Annotated in this window: 19 protein-coding genes, 2 tRNA genes and 1 pseudogene; 13 read left to right on the top strand and 9 right to left on the bottom strand. The window is 57.4% G+C overall.

Going from position 1 to position 18,481, the window contains the following annotated elements; translation table 11 throughout:
- Nucleotides 1–240: helix-turn-helix domain-containing protein (locus M7439_RS03960; RefSeq protein ID WP_298346968.1), on the bottom strand; the 240-nt coding region annotated here is incomplete at its 3' end.
- Between the two features lie 291 nt (nucleotides 241–531).
- On the opposite strand from M7439_RS03960, the gene M7439_RS03955 reads away from it, so the two are divergent.
- Nucleotides 532–999 carry a helix-turn-helix domain-containing protein gene (locus M7439_RS03955; protein ID WP_298347102.1) on the top strand — a complete coding sequence of 156 codons (468 nt, stop codon included), beginning with the start codon at nucleotides 532–534 and terminating at the stop codon, nucleotides 997–999.
- On the top strand, nucleotides 996–2,339 hold the full coding sequence (locus M7439_RS03950; RefSeq protein ID WP_298347100.1) for a HepT-like ribonuclease domain-containing protein: 1,344 nt from the start codon (nucleotides 996–998) through the stop codon (nucleotides 2,337–2,339). Before M7439_RS03955 ends, M7439_RS03950 begins: the two co-directional genes overlap by 4 nt.
- Before the next feature lie 47 nt (nucleotides 2,340–2,386).
- On the opposite strand, the gene pyrE is transcribed toward M7439_RS03950, so the two are convergent.
- Genes pyrE through purF form a run of 3 tightly spaced genes read right to left on the bottom strand, consistent with a single transcriptional unit; the run spans nucleotide 2,387 to nucleotide 5,432 of the window.
- Nucleotides 2,387–2,974, bottom strand: a complete 588-nt coding sequence (pyrE, locus tag M7439_RS03945) for an orotate phosphoribosyltransferase (protein WP_298347098.1) — start codon at nucleotides 2,972–2,974, stop codon at nucleotides 2,387–2,389.
- Nucleotides 2,965–3,969, bottom strand: a complete 1,005-nt coding sequence (gene purM, locus M7439_RS03940; RefSeq protein WP_298347097.1) for a phosphoribosylformylglycinamidine cyclo-ligase — start codon at nucleotides 3,967–3,969, stop codon at nucleotides 2,965–2,967. The genes pyrE and purM overlap by 10 nt, the downstream gene beginning before the upstream one ends.
- Before the next feature lie 11 nt (nucleotides 3,970–3,980).
- Complete coding sequence (purF, locus tag M7439_RS03935) at nucleotides 3,981–5,432, bottom strand: amidophosphoribosyltransferase (RefSeq protein ID WP_298347096.1); 1,452 nt, start codon at nucleotides 5,430–5,432, stop codon at nucleotides 3,981–3,983.
- A 235-nt stretch (nucleotides 5,433–5,667) separates the two neighbouring features.
- Between purF and M7439_RS03930 the strand changes: the two genes are divergently transcribed.
- The 5 genes from M7439_RS03930 (at nucleotide 5,668) to M7439_RS03910 (ending at nucleotide 8,033) form a co-directional block, all read left to right on the top strand.
- Nucleotides 5,668–5,883, top strand: coding sequence for a hypothetical protein (locus M7439_RS03930; RefSeq protein WP_298347094.1), 216 nt, complete (start codon nucleotides 5,668–5,670; stop codon nucleotides 5,881–5,883).
- A gap of 277 nt (nucleotides 5,884–6,160) precedes the next feature.
- Nucleotides 6,161–7,018 carry a PHP domain-containing protein gene (locus M7439_RS03925; protein WP_298347092.1) on the top strand — a complete coding sequence of 286 codons (858 nt, stop codon included), beginning with the start codon at nucleotides 6,161–6,163 and terminating at the stop codon, nucleotides 7,016–7,018.
- Nucleotides 7,019–7,088: 70 nt separating this feature from the next.
- Nucleotides 7,089–7,166: transfer RNA gene (locus tag M7439_RS03920), tRNA-Asp, on the top strand.
- 14 nt (nucleotides 7,167–7,180) lie between these two features.
- Nucleotides 7,181–7,256 (top strand) — tRNA-Phe (locus tag M7439_RS03915).
- Nucleotides 7,257–7,418: 162 nt separating this feature from the next.
- Nucleotides 7,419–8,033 carry a TetR/AcrR family transcriptional regulator gene (locus M7439_RS03910; protein WP_298347091.1) on the top strand — a complete coding sequence of 205 codons (615 nt, stop codon included), beginning with the start codon at nucleotides 7,419–7,421 and terminating at the stop codon, nucleotides 8,031–8,033.
- Nucleotides 8,034–8,709: 676 nt separating this feature from the next.
- Here M7439_RS03910 and M7439_RS03905 read toward each other — a convergent pair.
- On the bottom strand, nucleotides 8,710–8,925 hold the full coding sequence (locus M7439_RS03905) for a hypothetical protein (protein ID WP_308464385.1): 216 nt from the start codon (nucleotides 8,923–8,925) through the stop codon (nucleotides 8,710–8,712).
- On the opposite strand from M7439_RS03905, the gene M7439_RS03900 reads away from it, so the two are divergent.
- From M7439_RS03900 to M7439_RS03880, 5 genes and pseudogenes are all read left to right on the top strand, one after another.
- The gene (locus M7439_RS03900) at nucleotides 8,837–9,961 is read left to right on the top strand and encodes an ABC transporter substrate-binding protein (RefSeq protein WP_298347104.1); all 1,125 of its coding nucleotides are present in this window, start codon (nucleotides 8,837–8,839) and stop codon (nucleotides 9,959–9,961) included. The two genes, M7439_RS03905 and M7439_RS03900, sit on opposite strands and share 89 nt — an antisense overlap.
- A gap of 92 nt (nucleotides 9,962–10,053) precedes the next feature.
- Nucleotides 10,054–10,920, top strand: coding sequence for a branched-chain amino acid ABC transporter permease (locus M7439_RS03895; protein WP_298442790.1), 867 nt, complete (start codon nucleotides 10,054–10,056; stop codon nucleotides 10,918–10,920).
- A gap of 4 nt (nucleotides 10,921–10,924) precedes the next feature.
- Nucleotides 10,925–11,824, top strand: a pseudogene (locus tag M7439_RS03890) (branched-chain amino acid ABC transporter permease); the annotation flags it as partial.
- 204 nt (nucleotides 11,825–12,028) lie between these two features.
- Nucleotides 12,029–12,796 carry an ABC transporter ATP-binding protein gene (locus M7439_RS03885; protein ID WP_298347103.1) on the top strand — a complete coding sequence of 256 codons (768 nt, stop codon included), beginning with the start codon at nucleotides 12,029–12,031 and terminating at the stop codon, nucleotides 12,794–12,796.
- Entirely contained in the window at nucleotides 12,793–13,494 is a 702-nt protein-coding gene (locus tag M7439_RS03880) for an ABC transporter ATP-binding protein (RefSeq protein WP_298347086.1), read from the top strand. Before M7439_RS03885 ends, M7439_RS03880 begins: the two co-directional genes overlap by 4 nt.
- A 112-nt stretch (nucleotides 13,495–13,606) precedes the next feature.
- Here M7439_RS03880 and M7439_RS03875 read toward each other — a convergent pair whose 3' ends face one another.
- The 3 genes from M7439_RS03875 to M7439_RS03865 are packed head-to-tail and all read right to left on the bottom strand — an operon-like array spanning nucleotide 13,607 to nucleotide 17,100.
- A complete protein-coding gene (locus M7439_RS03875; protein ID WP_298347085.1) occupies nucleotides 13,607–14,440 on the bottom strand; it encodes a class I SAM-dependent methyltransferase in 834 nt (277 codons plus the stop codon).
- 41 nt (nucleotides 14,441–14,481) lie between these two features.
- Complete coding sequence (locus M7439_RS03870) at nucleotides 14,482–15,351, bottom strand: 3-hydroxyacyl-CoA dehydrogenase (RefSeq protein WP_298347083.1); 870 nt, start codon at nucleotides 15,349–15,351, stop codon at nucleotides 14,482–14,484.
- Nucleotides 15,352–15,363: 12 nt separating this feature from the next.
- Nucleotides 15,364–17,100 carry a G1 family glutamic endopeptidase gene (locus M7439_RS03865; RefSeq protein ID WP_308464384.1) on the bottom strand — a complete coding sequence of 579 codons (1,737 nt, stop codon included), beginning with the start codon at nucleotides 17,098–17,100 and terminating at the stop codon, nucleotides 15,364–15,366.
- 252 nt (nucleotides 17,101–17,352) lie between these two features.
- Between M7439_RS03865 and M7439_RS03860 the strand changes: the two genes are divergently transcribed.
- Complete coding sequence (locus M7439_RS03860; RefSeq protein ID WP_298347079.1) at nucleotides 17,353–17,907, top strand: uridine kinase; 555 nt, start codon at nucleotides 17,353–17,355, stop codon at nucleotides 17,905–17,907.
- Between the two features lie 66 nt (nucleotides 17,908–17,973).
- On the opposite strand, the gene M7439_RS03855 is transcribed toward M7439_RS03860, so the two are convergent.
- The gene (locus M7439_RS03855) at nucleotides 17,974–18,384 is read right to left on the bottom strand and encodes a hypothetical protein (protein WP_298347078.1); all 411 of its coding nucleotides are present in this window, start codon (nucleotides 18,382–18,384) and stop codon (nucleotides 17,974–17,976) included.
- Between the last annotated feature and the right edge of the window lie 97 nt (nucleotides 18,385–18,481).

Raw genomic sequence — 18,481 nt, 5'->3', positions numbered from 1 at the left:
TGCCGTAATCGCATCCACCCTGTTGTCGACGTATCGCCCAGAGAGCTCCACACCCGAACCACACACGTCCAAAAGTCTGCCAAGTGTGGGAATACTCGGTTGAACCCGATGGGATTCAATGCGTGCTACTTCCACATTGCTAACCCCGGCGAGCGCAGCGAGTTGGCGCTGAGACAGGCCTGCTTGTGCCCTTGAGCGCTTGAGCAAATCCCCAGCGAAGCAGCTCCATTTATCGGTCACCCCTGCAATGCTAGCAGATATGCTTACACTATCCGTTGGTTGCTTCTCCTGCAAGGCTGGTCAAACAATCTCGTGGATCCCACGTTGCCTCTTACCGCTGAGTCCCGAATAATCGGTCGCGCATCACAATCGATACCAGCCTGTGCGCCTAGCGCAAGCGTCGGGTAACGTGTCGAGACCCTGCCTCTTCGCGGACGAACTCGCCAAACAGATCGAGGATGTGCTGTTGGCCTCGAATAATATCCTTCAGCTTGTACTACACCAGTTGACACACGAAGGTATTATTGAGGTATGGATGATCTGGGTAGACGGATTCGGACGGCGCGGGTGGGAGCTGGTTTATCACAAGCGCAGCTTGCTCGTCGGGCCGGTACGTCCCAGCCAGCGGTCAATCGCTATGAGAAAGGTCGGAAAGTTCCCTCCGAGGAGACTGCGGAGCGCCTGTTGATGGCTTGCCGTGCCGACATTCGTCCGAGCGAACTCTTGGCGAACAACCGGGAACGCGTGCGAAGTTTGGCGAGAGCGCATGGCGCAGAGCGTGTACTTGTATTCGGGTCGGTCGCACGAGGTGAAGATAACGCTGATTCAGACCTCGATTTACTTGTCGAGATCCCTACGGATCGCATTCGCCTGTTTGAGCTCTTCACCCTTGGGCACGAGATTAGCGAAATTCTTGGCATCAAGGTCGACATCGGCACACCTGAGATGTTGAGGCCAAGCATCCGAGAGCGAGTGTTGGCTGAAGCTCGACCACTGTGACACGGTCCAACCGCCGCGATGCTGAACGTGCTAACGATATCCTCGGTGCGATTGCAAAGATCGGGCGTTGGCGCTCCAAACATAACTCGAGTGACGACATGTTTCGCTCTGCAGTCATGCGTGAGCTCGGTGTCATCGGAGAGGCCGCCAATGCTCTGAGCGACGAGTTTAAGGAGCGGCGCCCAGAGATCCCTTGGCGAAATATTGTTGATCTGCGCAACGTACTTGCCCATCACTATTGGGATACTGCCTGGGCACTTATCGAACAGATACTCGATGACGAGCTCGAGCAGCTTCGTCGATCGGTTGATACTCCTAGCGTCTGCGAAATTCTTCAGATACCCCAGAGCCAACCGAAGCCTCGGCGGTTCATCCTGATGGACGGTGTCATCGGTGGATGCCGCGGGCGCGCGCCGAGTGTGATTTGCCGTTGGGCCACGCTGGAGGATGTCGTAGGAGGGCTGTCGGTCCGAAGGGATGAATCGGTTTGGGCCTTCCAGGTTTTACGGGTACCTCTCACGCTGTCGAACGAGATCTTTTCGTCGTCAAGTGTGGCTGTTAGGGGATGCACAATCAAGGATGTTGATGAGTTGCAGGTGGCTGCATCTCACGAACCATGTGAAGGTGTGTCGATCGACGGATGCGGAAGAGGAGGTTGCAGGGGCCATCGTGACGAATATGCAGATCTTTTTGCCTCGCCTCAGCGGTTGAATCTTATGGTCCATTGCCGAGCGGTATCATTAGAATCTGCTCGGGGGATTTGGGGTGTGGATCGCAGTATGCCGTTGGTGAGCGAAGTGGGTGCATTGAATGTACAACCCAATCGGATTCTGGTAGCAGGGGTGTCTGGATCAGGCAAGTCCTCCTTGTGTCGTCAGCTCCATATCCAACTGGCCCTTCCCTACGTGGAACTTGACAGCCTCTTTCATGGACCCAACTGGAGCGTGCGGACGAGCTTTGAAGCTGAGGTGGATGAGTTCATCTCTCAAGATTGTTGGGTGCTGGAATGGCAGTACGATCAGGTTCGCCAGCGACTCCTCTCACGGGCCGAACTATTGATCTGGCTCGATTACCCTCTCGTTGTGGTGATGAAGAGGGTGATCTGGCGTACCATCCGACGCAACATGAGGCACGAACCGCTCTGGAATGGCAATGTCGAGCCTCCACTGTGGACGATCTTGACCAATCCGGAACATATCATACGCTGGGCTTGGCGCACCCGGGCAAGCTATCGGGGGCGTATCCGTCAGCTCCTCACTGATTACCCAGCCCTTCCCATTCTCCGAATCACCGATCCGCGTGATGCGCGAAGAGTACCGGAGGCGCTTCGGTCGTCGTGAGCAGCGAAGACCTTGCAGGAGATGTTGCGGGTGAGATCATCGGTTCGTTAGGAGTGTTCGAACTCGAGCCCGCCCTCGTAGGGTAATCCGAGATCGGGGGCGGTGATGAGCGCCACGAAGGGGACCGGTGCGACGACCCAGGAGGCGCTCCCGCCACGATCGACGATCGCAAGTGTCTGTACAACTCTCGCCCCGGTCGCCTCAACCGCCTCGATCGCGGCTTTCAGCGAGGTCCCCCGAGAAGGGGTGTCTTCGACGACACAGACGCGATCTCGCTCGGTGAGGTTGCCTGCGATGCGACCACCCTGTCCGTACTCCTTGGGCTCCTTGCGGACCGAGAAGGCACCCAGGTTTCGCCCATCGGCTTGCGCGATCGCGGCAGTGGCGAAGGCGATTGGGTCGGCCCCCATCGTCAGTCCACCGATGGTCGTTACCTCGTCGGCGAGTGCCGCCAGGGTGAGCTGGGCGGTACGAAAGAGGGTTGGAGGCCGACAGATCGCTCGCTTGGTATCGATAAACCAGGTCGAGTGAGCACCAGACTTTAAGACAAAATCACCATAGGTAATGGCGTACTCTTTGATGCTTGCGATCAACTCTGCTCGCGCTGCTGCTACGTCAGCGGGCGTTAACTCCATCGTGCTCTGTCATCTCCTTCTTCAATGCGACCGATCTCGACCGAGCCGAGATGGGAGTCAAGGATTACTGTTGCCTTCTCTGGCGCGGCGACCAGCGCCATGCCAATGCCGAGGTTGAAGGTTCGTCGCATCTCGGCGAGTGGTACCGAACCATCGCTCATCAACTGGGTAAAGACGCTTGGCCATTGCCAGGTGGTCGGGTCAATGGTGGCACTCAGTCCTTCCGGAATCACTCGAGCGAGATTGTTCACCAACCCACCGCCGGTTGTGTGGCTGGCAGCATGGAGAAGTGTGTCGTCGATGAAGGTGAGCATCTGTGGGGCATAGAGGACCGAGGGGGCGATGAGTTCCTCGTAGAGTGCCAGCTCGCCCTTTGTAGCCACCCCGTCGCTGACATGGGTGAGCAGATCAGCGTAGATGGCACGTACCAACGAGAAGCCGTTGGAACGAAGATTCGGAGAGGGGAGGCCGATGATGCGGTCACCGGGTCGCACATGCTCAGCACCGATCGCCGTCGCTGGGTCCACGAGGCCAACCGCAAAGCCGGCAAGGTCGACTTGGTCGGGGGCCATCGAACCTGGGTGTTCGGCGATCTCACCACCGATGAGCGCGGTGTGAGCCGACTTGAGTGCCCTCGCCATTGATGCCACCAGGGTTGCGATCAGCGTTGGTTCGTTCTTGCCGACGGCAAGATAGTCGAGGAAGAAGAGAGGGTGGGCCCCCGTGCAGACTAGGTCATCAAGGCACATCGCTACCAGATCCTGACCGATCCCTTCCCAACGACCGCCAGCCCGAGCGACCTCGGTCTTCGTGCCTACTCCGTCGGTGGTGGCGACCAGCGTCGGGGTGCCCTCGCCGCCGATACGGAAGAGGCCGCCGAAGCCGCCGAGGTCGGAGAGGACGTGGGAGTTATAGGTACTCTTGACCAAGGCTGTTATTGCCTTGACCGCCTCCTCAGCGTTGACTAAGTCGACGCCAGCTTGCTGGTAGTCCACGGATGTCCTTTCTAGAGCACCTGTTGACCGGCGAGATGGGTGCTGAGTTCGACAGGATAGCTACCCGTCAAACAGGCATCACAGAAGCCCTCTGGAGTGCCGATCGCCTTACGGAGATCGCCTAACTGGAGGTAGGCGAGACTGTCTGCGCCGAGGATCTCGGTGATCTCTTCCACGCTGTGGTTCGCCGCGATGAGATCGGGTCGGTTTGGCGTGTCGATCCCGTAGAAGCAGGGCCAACGATAGGGGGGCGAGGAGATGCGAAGATGCACCTCGGCCGCACCCGCTTGCTTTAAGAGACGGACGATCGACTTGGTGGTCGAGCCCCGAACGATGGAGTCATCGACGACGACGACGCGTTTACCCCGCACATTTTCCTCAAGCACGTTGAGTTTGCGGCGGATCGCGTCCTGGCGACTCTTGATGCCAGGGTTGATAAAGGTCCGCCCGATGTAGCGGTTCTTCACCAGCCCTTGACCATAGGGAATGCCAGAGGCTAGTGCATAGCCTTCGGCGGCAGGTACTCCTGAGTCAGGGACACCCATTACCATGTCCGCTGCAACTGGGAGGGTATGAGCGAGATACTCGCCCATCGCCCGTCGGGTGCCGTGTACCTCCTTGCCAAGGAGCTTGGTGTCGGGACGAGCAAAGTAGACGAACTCAAAGATGCAAAGGTGAGAGGGCGAAGCCTCGGGCGAGGGGAAACTGTGGGCGCCATCTGCGTCGATGATCACGACCTCGCCTGGCTCGATCTCGCGAACGAACTCAGCGCCAATGACGTCCAGGGCCGGAGACTCTGAGGCGATGACCCATCCATTCGGTGCAATGGTGCCGAGGCAAAGAGGTCTAAAACCATCGGGGTCGCGTGCACCGATGATGCGTTCACCATCGAGCATGGCAAGGGAGTAAGCTCCACGCAGTTCGATGAGAGCCCCACGCACGGCATCCGCATAGTCTTGGACCGAAGTCGGCCGTGATCGCGCGACGGAGACCGAGATGAGTTGAGCGATTATTTCGGTGTCGGAGGGCTGTCGGGCGATGGTGTCGAAGAGGCGATCAGCGAGCTCGAAGGAGTTCGTGAGGTTGCCGTTATGCGCAACGGCCACACCGTACTCACCGCTGGCTCGGAAGATGGGCTGTGCGTTATGCCAACTGCGGTCCCCGGCGGTGGCGTAGCGTGTGTGTCCGATCGCCATGTCTCCCGGCAAGGACGCGAGCGTTGAGTCATCAAAGACCGCACTGACGAGGCCGAGGTTCTTGACTACGGTGATCTCTCCGTTGTCAGCGACCGCCATGCCGGCGGACTCCTGACCGCGATGCTGGAGTGCGTAGATGCCGTCGAAGGTTAGGTAGGAGACGGCTTCGTTTGGCAACGAGATACCGAAGACCCCACAAGCCTCCTCCGGATGGTCACGTTCGAGTTGATCGTGCTCCGGATTGTCGTTCTGGGGATCTTCGATCACGGTATGTTAAGCCTAGCATCTCTCGACCACCTCACGATGGGTCGCGCTCTTTTCTGGCACCTTTGTGGAGCAAAATCTCGTTCTAACACGAGTGATCTCACTGAGGTGGTTCTTGGTAAGGAGCTCGATCGCCGCGCAGCGTCAACGATGCGGTCGGTTTGATGTTCGACGTGCCTGTCGCGCCAGCAGGCCCAATCGACACCGTGGTGACTCATCCGAGAGCAGTGTTGACAACATGATCCTGAATGGGACGATCCTGAATGGGACGATCCTGGCTGGGACGATCCGGACTGGGACGATCCGGACTGGGACGATCCTGGTGAGGGTCACCTTGGTGGTGACGCACCGCGCATCGATAGATGGGTTACTCCTTGGGGTCAAACTTCGGGTGTTGATTCTCGTTTCAGATGTCGGTGGTCGCGTCAGCGACCCAAGCCCCCAGCGAGCTTGACCTCAGTGGCCTTGTCACAGGTGCCGGGTACCTACAAGGCAAAGGGCGGTGCGTCGCTTTGTGCAGACCCCGTGCTCCATGGATCGTTGTGCTCACGCGCAGCTGGCGTGCGTTGCGATCTGCTCCGAGCTCGCCGGTCGGCCGCCGAAGGAGATGACCTCCGCGTTAGGCGATCTGATCGTGCCAAACAGCACTGCACGATTCGTGGAGGACCTCCGGTTGTAGCAAGAGTCGTTGCTTCCCGACGGCTTTGAGAGCGAAGGCTAGACTTACCTCTATGCAAGCTCGTTGCGACCTTCATCTTCACTCGGACGCCTCGGACGGGTCGGTGCCTCCTGATCAACTGGCGGCGAGTCTTGGACATGTCCATCTAGCAATATTGACCGATCACGATACTCTTGCCGGGAGCGCGGCTTTCGCGAAGGTGATCGATTCAGAGCTCCCACCTCCCGATGGCGTTGAGCTCTCGTTGCGATGGGATGGTGGCACCTTTCATCTTCTTGTCTACGGGTATTCACTCGCTCGCACCGAGCTCGCGGCGAGGATCGATGCACTGGCAATAGCGCGTCGAAATCGTAATCTTGAACTGTTGGATCGTGCCAATCAGCATGGGCTTGCGATCACCGAGGAGGAGGTGCTCGCGGCGGCGGGAACAACGGACTTTGAAGCCAAGAGTGTGGGCCGTCCTCATTTTGCGAGGGTGCTGGTGGACCATGGTTATGCCGAGAGTATCCAGGATGCCTTCGACCGGTACTTGGCAAAGGGGAGGCCCCTCTACAGCCCAAAGACGTTGTTTGGCTTCGATGAGATTGGACCACTCTGTGCCGATCTCGGGTTGGTGCCGGTTGTCGCACACCCCCTCAGTCTTGGTCTGCCCCTCGCTTCGTTGGTTACCACCTTGGTTGGCTTCCGTCGGTTAGGGCTCGTCGGACTGGAATGCCTCTATGCAGGATATACACCAGACCAACGTGCAGAACTCACCCAGATCGCCCAAGACGCAGGTCTGCTGGTCACCGGCGGCTCTGATTATCACGGCACCTTCAAGCCAGGACTTGAACCATTGATGGGCTTCGGTGACTTGGTCGTCCCAGCTGAGGTCGGCGATCGACTGCTCGAGTCACTGAACCGTCCTTGAGTTTTCTGCTCGCTGCAGTGACAGAGAGAACGGGTCTTATATACTGATCTACTTGCAAGCGATTGCGTAGGGACCCGTGGTGCAGCTCGGAGTGCACGCCGGCCTGTCAAGCCGGAGGTCGCGGGTTCAAATCCCGTCGGGTCCGCCACTATCGCTCGTTATGGTCGGATAGCTCAGCAGGTAGAGCGCACGCCTGAAAAGCGTGAGGTCACCGGATCGACGCCGGTTCCGACCACCAGTAGCTTATACCCCATGTTCGGGTACGAGCTGTTTAGCCGTCTGTCCCGTTGAAGAGCAGTCCATGTGGGGCGTTTTCGGGATAGACCTACGACATGGAGCTTGGAATAACAGGGCGCGTGTGGTGCAGCTGATTTCCTGCGAGACCTTCTAAGCTGAGGCGATGGAATCTAGTGACAAAGGTAACCCTCGGCGTGAGCAATTGACCGAACAGGCGGCCGAATATCTCAAGACGAACGGCCTTGCCTCGCTGACCTATCGCAAGCTCGCCGAGGAACTCGGTGTGGCACCGAACACACTTGAACACCACTTTGGCACCAAGGACAAGCTCCTTGAGCAGTTGCTTGCACGCCTTGCGGATGAACAGCGCGGTGGATTGCAAGCGACGCTGACTGAGAACGAGGCCGGACCTGAACTCGTATCTCGTTACTTCCGAGCGGCGATGGTCGATATCGCAAAGCCTGAGAACGAGGGCGCGGATCAGCTCTTCTTCGAGCTCGTCGGGGCGAGCGCGCGAGAGCGTGAACTCTATGGCGAGTTTCTCTCTCATGCCATGAATGACTGGATTGATTTTATCTCTGTCGAGCTGGTTGGGCGTATAGAGATCCCTGAGGATCGGGCTCGAAGCGTTGCGCACTTGATTTTGGCCACCATCCGGGGGCTCATGTTGAGTCGTGTCATGGTAGAACCAGACGAGTATCCCTTTTTAGATGAGGCGGCAAATCTGTTAGCGCCACTGCTCGAAAGCTTGGTCCGAGCCGAGGCTGGAACTTCCTGATTCGTGTTGGTGCCTGTGCTCCTGGATTGGGGCGAGGGCATTCCCTGAGCTCTTTCCGGTCTACGGCATGCTCACATCGAGCGTGGTCACTCTCCATTCCGCTCGGGTACATTGGAGTGCCCACGAGCTCAGAATCTGCTGCGCGCGTGCTGACAGGGTCCGATACGTTGGCCGTTGCGGCTGTTCTAAGTTGACACAATGACGCGCCTCACCAGCTGAAGCTCCGGTTCCCGGTCGCTGCTGGCACTGAGCGTGGCCAAAAAGGCCTCGCTTCTCCTCAAACGATGACGGTTATGGGGAAGCCGATCGCAGACCCAAATCCGGCGATTTTACTCCAAGGCAGCTTTGGCTAGTTTGTACTAATTGTACTAAATAAGACTGCAGTCATGGCGTAAAGTTACTGTTTGGTAATCTATGAATCGTTTTCTTTATTACACTTTTGTTGGCAGAAGTTGACAATTGTGTTACGGGCAAGTATCTGTAATGATAACCAAGTGGGGAACCGAGCTTGATGTTGATCGCTCACTGGCGTTCGCGAGATTCGCAATGAGGCGAGTAAAACGGCTCTATTGATCATGGGGATGATCGCAAAGGATGCAGAATCTAACGATTCATGGCCTTTGTGGATAGCTGTAGGGGGAAAAGTCAGTATGACGAAGAAGTTCAAGAAGTCACGTCAACGCGTCGTTGCAATCGCCGGTGTAGCCATGGCCGCTGCGCTACTCGCCGCTTGAGGTTCGAGCAGCTCTAGCAGCTCTACAAGCTCATCGAGTTCGAAGAGCAAGTTCACTGAGACGGTCACCATTGGTGTCGATACCGCGACCAGTGGATTCTTTGGTGAGTCCGGTGTCGACGGTGATGATGGCATGACGATGGCGGTTAACGCGATCAACAAGAGCGGGGGTCTCCTCGGCAAAAAGGTGTTGGTCGATTTTCGTAACGATAACGCATCGGTACCGACCGCCATCTCAAATACCCAGAGCCTTATTCAGGATGACCATGTGTCCGCGCTCTTCGGCGCGTCTACCAGTTCAACCGTCGGTGCCATGGAGTCGTTGGCAACAAAGTATCAATTACCATTGATGATCTGGAATGGTAACGATATCGCTACTGTGACCACCGATTATTCAAAGTATGCATTCCAGTTGCAGCCGAATACCTACATGGAGCCGTTGGGTGCTGCCCAGTACTTATCGAAATTGCCATACCGCCGGTACTACTTCATTACGCCTGATTATTCCTTTGGCCGGGACGACATTGATTCGTTTCAGGCTTCGATGAAGAGTCTTGGTATCAAGCTCGATAACCTTGGAACGAGTTATACCCAGATCGGTCAGCCGAGCTTCACTTCAGCGATCTCCGCTGCGTTAGCCACGCATCCGCAGATGATCTTCCTGGGGATCTTCGGTGGAGATGAGGTCACGTTCATCAAACAGGCGGAGAGCTACAATCTCTTCTCGAAGACGGCGGTGTTTGGCCCAACGGGTACCGATACGCTGCTGGCCTTGGGCAAGTCAACGCCGACGAAGAACCTCTACCTCAATGACCGAGCTCCGTTCTTCGCTATCAAGACGGCGGCGATGAAGACCTTTACCAATCAGTTCCATACCTTGTATGGCTCGTGGCCTTCAGAGTGGGGCGTGTTGGGGTATTCGGCGGTGCAGAGTTGGGCGCAGGGGGTAGAGAAGGCAAAGTCCTTTACCGGCAATGCGGTCTCGGCGGCGTTGAAGGGTGATACGGTTCATACCCTCAAAGGCAGCTTCCAGTTCCAGGCCTGTGATAACCAGGCGGTCGTACCGGATTACTTTGGGAAGGTGGCCAGTACGGTCTCAGCAAAGTATGGCTTCCCGTTGTTGACCGACCTGTTCGTGTCGAGCCCAACCAAGACCCTGATGTCCTGTTCACAGGCGCTTAAGCTCCGAGGTTAACGGACCGGAAATCCCAGGTGATGGAGCGTGCAGCTTGGTGCGCTCCATCACCTGTGTGAACATGAAGGGGGACACGCTACTTGGGAAGTGTATTGGTTACCATCTTGACCGGACTTGCTGAGGCTGGGACCCTGTTCCTCGTTGGTGCAGGACTGACGCTCATCTTTGGTTCGCTTCGTCTCATCAATGTCGCTCATGGCAGCTTCTACATGTATTCGGCGTTTGTTGTCTCTACCGTGGTCGGGGCGTCAAGCTCCGAGCTGCACTTTTGGGGTGCGTTGATTATCGCGCCCCTTGTGATTGCCGCGTTAGGTGTTCTCGTCGAGGTCACCGTCATGCGACGCCTTTATCGTCGTGAACATCTCTCGCAGATGCTGGCGACCTTTGGGTTGTTCTATGTCTTTGCAGATCTCGGTCTCCTGATTTGGGGATCATCGGATCGCACGGTGTCGGCTGCTCCGTCGGTTGCGGGCAGCCTCTCCGTCTTTGGGCAGTCGTTCCCGAAGTACTCGGTAGTTATTATCGTGGTCGCACTCGCGGTGGGTTTCGTGATGTTTGCACTGTTGCGCTTCACGACGCTCGGGTGGAAGATCCGAGCTGCGGTGGAGGACAACGAGTTGTTGGCCTCGACCGGGGTGAATGTCTCGCGGATCTACCTCTTTGTCTTTACCTTTGGAGCGCTTCTCGCTGGGATCGCTGGTGCAATCGCGGCTCCGCAGATCTCGATCTCCGCAGGTCTCGACCAGTCCATTCTCATCGATGCCTTTATTATTTCGGTCATCGGCGGCCTGGGTTCGATCTCGGGTGCTGCGGTGGCTGCTGTTTTGATCGGACTCGTCGATGCCTTTGGTGCTCGTTATCTGCCGCCTCTCGCTCCCATCAGCGTCTATGTCGTGATGATTGTGGTGCTCGTGGTGCGGCCGAGTGGCATCTTTGGCCGTGCCGGAACAGGAGACTAACACGATGGCGATTGTTCGATCACGCAAGCCAGCGGCCCCAGCAGGTGGCATCGCTGGAACGGCCAAGGTCGATCGGGGACCCTTAGTCTGGGCCCTCATTGGGATTGGCCTGTTAATCGTCGCCACCTTCGTGCTGAGCTCAGGGCAGATCTCGATCTTGGAGTCGGTGCTCATCATGGCAGTGTTCGCTGTATCTACCAATATCGTGGTCGGCTACAGCGGCCTGGTGACCTTTGGACAGTCTCTGTTTTATGGAGTCGGTGCCTATACCCTTGCCCTTGGCTGGTACCACTATAAGTTACCGTTCTGGATGCTCTTCATTCTCGCCCCCATTCTGGGAGCGATAGCGGCGGTTCCGGTTGGTCTCATTGCCCTGCGTACGCGGCGGTGGTTCTTTGCACTGGTGACCTTGGCCTTCACGTAGTTAGTACATACCATCGTCGAACAGGCCTATAGCTACACCCAAGGGGCAACGGGGATCTTTGGGAATATGGTGCCACAGAATATCTCGGGAGTGACCTCTGGCTACCTCTTCATCGCGCTCATCGCGATAGCGATCATGTACTTCATCATGATCTCCCCCTTTGGGGTGACGTTGAAGTCGATTCGCGAGAACCGGCGAAGAGCGGCTGCGGTGGGGGTCAATGTGTACAAACACCAGCTGATCGGTTTTGTGATCTCCGGTGCTGGCGCGGGGATCGCCGGGGCTCTGTTGGTTGTCCAAAACTCCTCGGCGTATCCACACCTGTTCAACTGGCTCGAGGCGGGCAACCCCTTACTGGCAGCCTTAGTTGGCGGCATTGGGAGTTTTATGGGTCCCGTCATCGGGGCCGTCATCTTCGAGGTCGGCAAGCTTGAGATCAGCCAATACACCTCGCAGTGGGAGTTGGTGCTCGGAATCGTGCTCGTCGGTGTCGTCCTACTTGCCCCAGACGGGCTCATTGGACTAGGGAGCCCGATCAAACGGTTTGTGTTGACCAGGCTTGGACGCAGGACTCCTGTTCCGGAAGATGCCGAGGGGTTAGCCGCGCATGACGTCTTCGATGAGAAGATCTTTGACGATAACGCCGTTGATGACAGACCCGTTGACGAGAATGGGGGGACTGAGATGGTGGAGCCGATCCTCGCTGTGGACTCCCTGGTTAAAGAGTTTGACGGTTTTCGAGCAGTTGATGGCGTTTCGTTCGCAGTCATGCCTGGTGAGATTCGTGCCGTCATCGGCCCAAATGGGGCAGGGAAGTCGACGCTATTTTCCCTGATCATCGGTGAGTTACGTCCAACATCCGGAAAGGTCACCCTCGATGGACGCGACATCACGGGTCTGTCGACCCACAAGCTGATGATGCGTGGGCTCGGTTGTGCCTTTCAAGCCACCAATGTCTTTTGGCGATTGAGTGTGCGTGAGTGCCTTGAGGTGGCGGTCACGTCGCGACGGCGACATTCCGAGAAGCTCTTTGGCAAGTTTGCTCGTGACGTCGACGAGGAAGTGGCCTCCCTCCTTGATCAGGTGGGACTGTCGGGGCTCGCGCAGGCAACTTCACGTGATCTCTCCCATGGTGACCAGCGTGCCTTGGAGGTCGCTCTGGCGTTGGCGATGAAACCCAAGGTGTTGCTGCTCGACGAGCCAACGGCAGGGATGTCTCCGTCGGAGACTTCGCGAGCGGTGAACTTGGTCAGGGAACTTGTGGAGACGAACGGCATTACGGTGCTCATTGTGGAACATGATGTCAGCGTTGTCTTCTCGCTCGCCGATGTCGTGACGGTCATGCACCAGGGACAGACGATTGCTGAGGGGTCGCCGGATGAGATCCGCAAGAACCCAACCGTAGTTGAGGTGTATCTGGGTACGTCTGAGTTTAGTAAGGGGCTTTCGTGATCTTAGAACTGAACTCCATCAACACCTACTATGACCGCAGCCATGTCCTGCAAGGCGTCTCTCTCGCGATCGAGGCGGGTGAAGTGGTTGGACTCTTGGGTCGTAATGGGGCAGGAAAGACGACGACTCTTCGCAGCGTGACGGGTCTGACCCCACCTCGCTCGGGAACGGTGAGTTTTGAAGGTACCCAGATCCAGGGAAAGCCGGCGTATCGGATCGCGAATATGGGAGTGGGACTGGTCCCGAGTGGGAGGCGGGTCTTTGGAGATCTCACGGTGCGACAGAACTTGGTCTTGGCCGCTAAGGCTGCGCGCAAGAGCGAGACCGCCTGGGATATCGACCGTGTCGTCGCGGCCTTTCCAAAGCTTGCAATGCTGATGGATCGTCGGGCTGGCGTACTCTCGGGTGGAGAGGCGCAGATGGTCAAGCTGGGGAGGGCCCTGCTCGGCAATCCTCAGCTCCTGCTCCTCGACGAGCCCTCTGAAGGCCTTGCCCCCACCATTGTGGAAGAGGTCGGGCGACAGCTCCATGAACTCAAGGACCTTGGTATGTCGATGCTGATCAGTGAGCAGAACATGGGTTTTGCCCTCTCCATCATCGACCGAGGCTATGTCCTTGAGAAGGGAAGGATCCGTCTTGAGGCGACGGCTGTTGACCTTCGCTCGAGTGATGAGGCGCGTCATCTGCTCGGTGTCTAGTATTCGGCCACGGCCCGGAGCTGGTCCTTCTCTTGGTGGGTTGTGATCGACAGCGAATGAGTTCGTTGTGAAGATCGGCGTGGAGCGAATCGTAGCGGTCCCATCAATTTTGCTAGTTGGAGGCGATGGACGTGCGCTTTGTGGCCGCGGTCACGAGAATGACCTCGGTGGTGAGCCGATACTCGCCCTCGCGCACGATGTGTTCGCGGATCCGTTCACCGAAGGCTGGTAAGAGGTCGTAGCCAAGTTCATTGGTCGCCATCGCCGCCGTTGTTGAGGCGGCATAACTGACGAGCGCTGCTGGCTCGGATAGGGTGATGGAACCGGCGAGTAGGCGATAGTCGACGTCGATAAAACTCTCCTGCACCTCTGCCAGGAGGCGGTCGGTGGGTAACTCGAGATTCATCAGTGACAGATCCGAATTGGTCGTGTCAAGTCCGCGGTCGTCGAGGAGCTCGCCCCAGAGCAGCCGTGCTTCGATCAGATGTGATTCGGTGTTGGAGGTGACGATGAGTCGCCCCGCCGAGTTGAGCACCCGTGCAAACTCCGCGATCGCGTTTCGAGGGCGGGGAAGATGATAGAGCATATGGGCGGCGAGCACTCGGTCAACGGAGCCAGTCGCGATGGGTAGCGCCTCTGCATCCGACTGGGCTCTGGCCCAGACGCCATCCACGCCTCCTAGCATTCCCTTCGAGAGATCGGTGGCAAGGACATGAGCACCGGCTCGGGTCAGGGCCCGCCCGTGGCGTCCATTGCCACTTCCTACGTCGAGGATGCGAAGGTTCTCTACGGGAGCACATGCGTTGAGCACCTCGTATTCGAGGTCGATTTTTGGGCTCTGGTAGTCATAGATGGCGATCCGGGCCCCAAGTCGACTCGAATCCACATAGGCATGGTCGTTCAAGTAGTGATGATCGACTCGACGGGGACGGCGCGGTTCAGACATAGCGCGGTTCAGACACGGCACTCTTGCGTCGGCGCATTCGGTTAGTCTTCGGCCTTTGGAGGGTAGTGGTAGAAGCCCTCACCAGATTCCTTCCCAAGTTTTCCCTGATCGAGAAGGTGTTCCTTCAGATAGGTAGCAAACTCTTGTTGCGTCTGATCACCGGCGATCGAGACCGCATAGGCGGTTCGGATGCCGATCACATCAAAGATCTGGAAGGGTCCGCTTGGCGCACCGGTCGCGGTTCGCCAGGTCATATCGATCATCTCGGGTTCGGCGATGCCCCGCATAAAGAGACTGCTGGCAGCCTGTAGCCAGGGGACGAGCAACGAATTGAGGAGATAGCCAGCCTGCTCCTTCTTGATCTCGATGGGGACCATCCCGATCTCGGTGGCAAACTGGACGACTCGTTGATAGATGGTCAGATCGGTCGCCGATGTCCCCATGACCTCGGCCGTGTTGTGAATCCAGACCTCGTTGGCAAAATGCAACGCGAGAAACTTATCAGGCCGCCCCGTCGATTCGGCAAGGTCACTTGGCAACAGCGTCGAGGTGTTGGTCGCAATGACGGTCGTAGGCGAGAGGAGCGGGGCAAGTTGCCGGTAGAAGCTGCACTTGAGTTCTAGACTCTCAGGCACCGCCTCGATCACGAGTTCAGCGCCGGTCGCAGCCTCCTTGAGCTCGCTGGTGAGCTTGATCCGATCGAAGGCAACTCCAGCAGCATCTGCACCATGCGTACCAGGGTTGCGAGCATAGCGGTCTCGTAGCTGTTCGAGACGTTGGCGACCAGCAGCCAAGGCCTTGGCATTGATGTCATAGCCGGTGACGCTTGCTCCTGAATAGGCGACCTGGTAGGCGATCTGTGCACCCAATACCCCAAGACCAGCGACCATCACGTGTGTAAAAGACTTCATAGGCCAAGCGTACTACTCATGAAGAACAGCGGTGGAGTTCACGAGTGCTCCGTTGGAACAGGGGCCACTCTGGGGAGTACCAGCGAGTTGGGTGACTTGGAAACTATCACCGGCGAGCGTCCCCGGCTGAACAGGGAGTACTTGGCAGAGATAGGTCTGTACCTCATCCGAGATTGAGCCGGTGGTGCCTATGCCAAGGTTGGTGAAGTTGACTGGAGAGTTCAGCGTAGGGACATTAAGGATTGTGTCGCTAGTGGTTGAGGGGGCCTCAGTGATCCACTCGGCTGATGCACCCGGACCGTTGTAGGGTTGCGTGGTGGTGAAGCTCGCACCGGTGGTGTCATTGATGATCTGAATCTCCCAGTTGTTCGCGTTCATGGTCTTAAAGATATTCACCGTGACTTGGTTGCCAGCGGCGACAGAGAGAGAGTTGACATTGGTCTGGACGTTGGGCAGAATCTCCCACCATGGGTAGATCTGGTAGGTAGTACCATCACCTTGTGGTGTCAGCTCAACGCCAGCTTGAATCAGTGAACTGTTGGTCGCTCCATCGATTCCCACCCACTCCGAGAGTGAGCAACCAGGGGTCGGTTGTCCGCTGTCGCAGTATGCTGGCTGATTCGCCGCGAGCGAAGGCACGGTAAAGGTGCCGGTGATGGCGTCGAAGCTACCAGGCTCGACGTAGTAGCCAGCCCAGTTGGAGGATGCCTGTGGGGTGGCGCTTGACAACTGGCCCTGGAGGGGATTGGTGACGGAGAGTTCAATCGATTGGGTGGTGGTAGTGCCATGGGAATCGGTGGCGGTAATAGTAACAGATGCCAGCCCGGCGACGTCCGGTGTCCCCTCAAGGGTGCCATTCGGGGTGATCGAGAGTCCCGCCGGTAGGCCAGTTGCTGCAACCGTCACGGTGCCATCCCCGCCGCTCACGTCGATCGAACTCGTGTAAGGTTGACCGACGATCGCACCTGGCAATGCTGTGGTGGAGACCGTGGGACTGGATTGCCCGGCGACGGCAACGGCAACAATGGGGGCAGAGATTTTCTGCCCTCCGAGGCTGCCATAGAAGTTTGCATCGCCAAAGTCAAAGACCCCACCATCGGCCGCCACGAGCCAATACCCGCCACCATTCGGGACTGCCGCCATCCCCACGATCGGAGCAGCGAGTGGATGTGCTCCACCAAGACCAGTGATTCCATAGGTGTAGGTGGAGCCATAGAAGTTTGCATCGCCAAAGTCAAAGACCCCACCATCGGCCGCCACGAGCCAATACCCTCGACCATCCTTGGTGGCGACACCGCCCACGATCGGAGCAGCGAGTGGATGTGCTCCACCAAGACCAGTGAGTCCATAGGTGTAGGTGGAGCCATAGAAGTTTGCATCGCCAAAGTCAAAGACCCCACCGTCTTTGGCGATCAGCCAATAGCCCTTGCCGTTTGGAGTCGGGATGATTGCCACGATCGGAGCAGCGAGTGGATGTGCTCCACCAAGACCAGTGAGTCCATAGGTGTAAGTGGAGCCATAGGACGGTGCCCCGAAGGCGTAAGTCGCCCCACCACTACCGGCAAGGTAGTAGCCCGGTCCTGCGGTGGTGGTACTGGCGCTGAGTTTCGTCCCCCTGGGCATCGTCCCCCTGGGCATCGTCGATGTAGAGGAATTCGAGAGACTCAGCAGTGCAAACAGTGCGATAAGAAGAACCATAGCCAGGAAGGTACGACGCATTTTCTCGCTCTGTCTCGGTTGACCCGCCATGGACCTGTTTCCCTTTTGTTGAAATTGGCTACCCGAGCCCCCGCTGCTGTGGGCCATTCTAGTGCTCATGTTCGCATCTGTTCGGCTGACATTCTCTCCTTGTCGCTCGGAGCTCTCAGATTGACCGTCGTGTTGAGAGGTCGTCCCACGCGACTATCGCATGCTTCTTGGACCGACGGGACCTTCTGTGCCGAAGCTAGCGAGTTACACTTGGATGCGCAGGCAAGCTGATGCAAGGATGGAAGAGGTAGGATGTCACAGTTAGAGCGGCTGATCGAATTGATTGAGCATTCCAACTCACCGGCCACGTTCGAGACCCGTATTATTGCCATCGATGGTCTCGGTGGAGCAGGTAAGACGACATTGGCGGCCGTTATCTCGGCGGTCCTTGATGACTGTGCAGTGATTCACACGGATGATTTCGCCTCGTGGGAAAACAGCCTCGATTGGTGGCAGCGTCTACGGGAACAGGTACTAGAACCTCTGATGCTGGACATGCCGGCGTGCTACCAGCGATACGACTGGTTGGCACGGGAGCTCGCTGAGTGGATAACGGTCCCTCCTGCTGAGTACGTGATTCTTGAAGGGGTAGCGTCTTCACGCCATCAGTTTCGCGATGCTCTTGCCGTGACGATTTGGGTGGAGACTCCTCGTGCGGAGCGGCTGAGGCGCGGTCTTGCTCGCGATGGGGAAGATGCGCGTGATTACTGGGTGCAATGGATGCGTGACGAGGACCGCTATTTTGATGCGGAACGCCCCGATGTGCGTGCAGACATCGTGGTCGACGGCTCAGTTGACTGGTCGTAACGACCAACGTTGCTACTGGTCGTAACGACCAACGTTGATACTGGTCGTAACGACCAACGAAGAGCCCTAAGAAAGCGATCGGCTTAAGGTGTAGTGCTTACCTTCGAATGTATAGCTGAGGGTGACATGGTGGAAGATTCTTGCGTCACCGTCGACGGTGATGGGGTCCGAAAGGGTGACGTCGGTGTGCGGATAGAAGTCCATCGAAGCCACTTTGCAGACTGGAGTACAGGGCACGACACCAAGTCTGCCAACTCCTGTGGCGGTGCGAGCGCCCCAACTCGTCCAAGTGGTGTCGGCCATGAGAAGAGACGAGGTTGCGCAGTCAAGGATGAAGAAGGAAGGCTCGCTGAGTCTCTGCTTCGAGCAGGAGAGAACCCAGCCGTGGTTCGCTGGGAGCTCGTGGCTGGCGACGCTGACTGAGCCACAGGCGCTCAGCAAGAGGGACGCGGCTACCACAAGGAGAATTCGTCTCATTGCTTGGCTAGCCTAACGCAGAACACGAGATTTGTCGAAGTATGATACCCAGTTGCATCTGTGGATCGGCGCAACGGTTCTCTAGACAATTGAGTTC

The organism is Ferrimicrobium sp. (assembly GCF_027319265.1).
GTDB lineage: Bacteria > Actinomycetota > Acidimicrobiia > Acidimicrobiales > Acidimicrobiaceae > Ferrimicrobium.
This window is presented reverse-complemented; position numbering and strand designations above follow the sequence as displayed.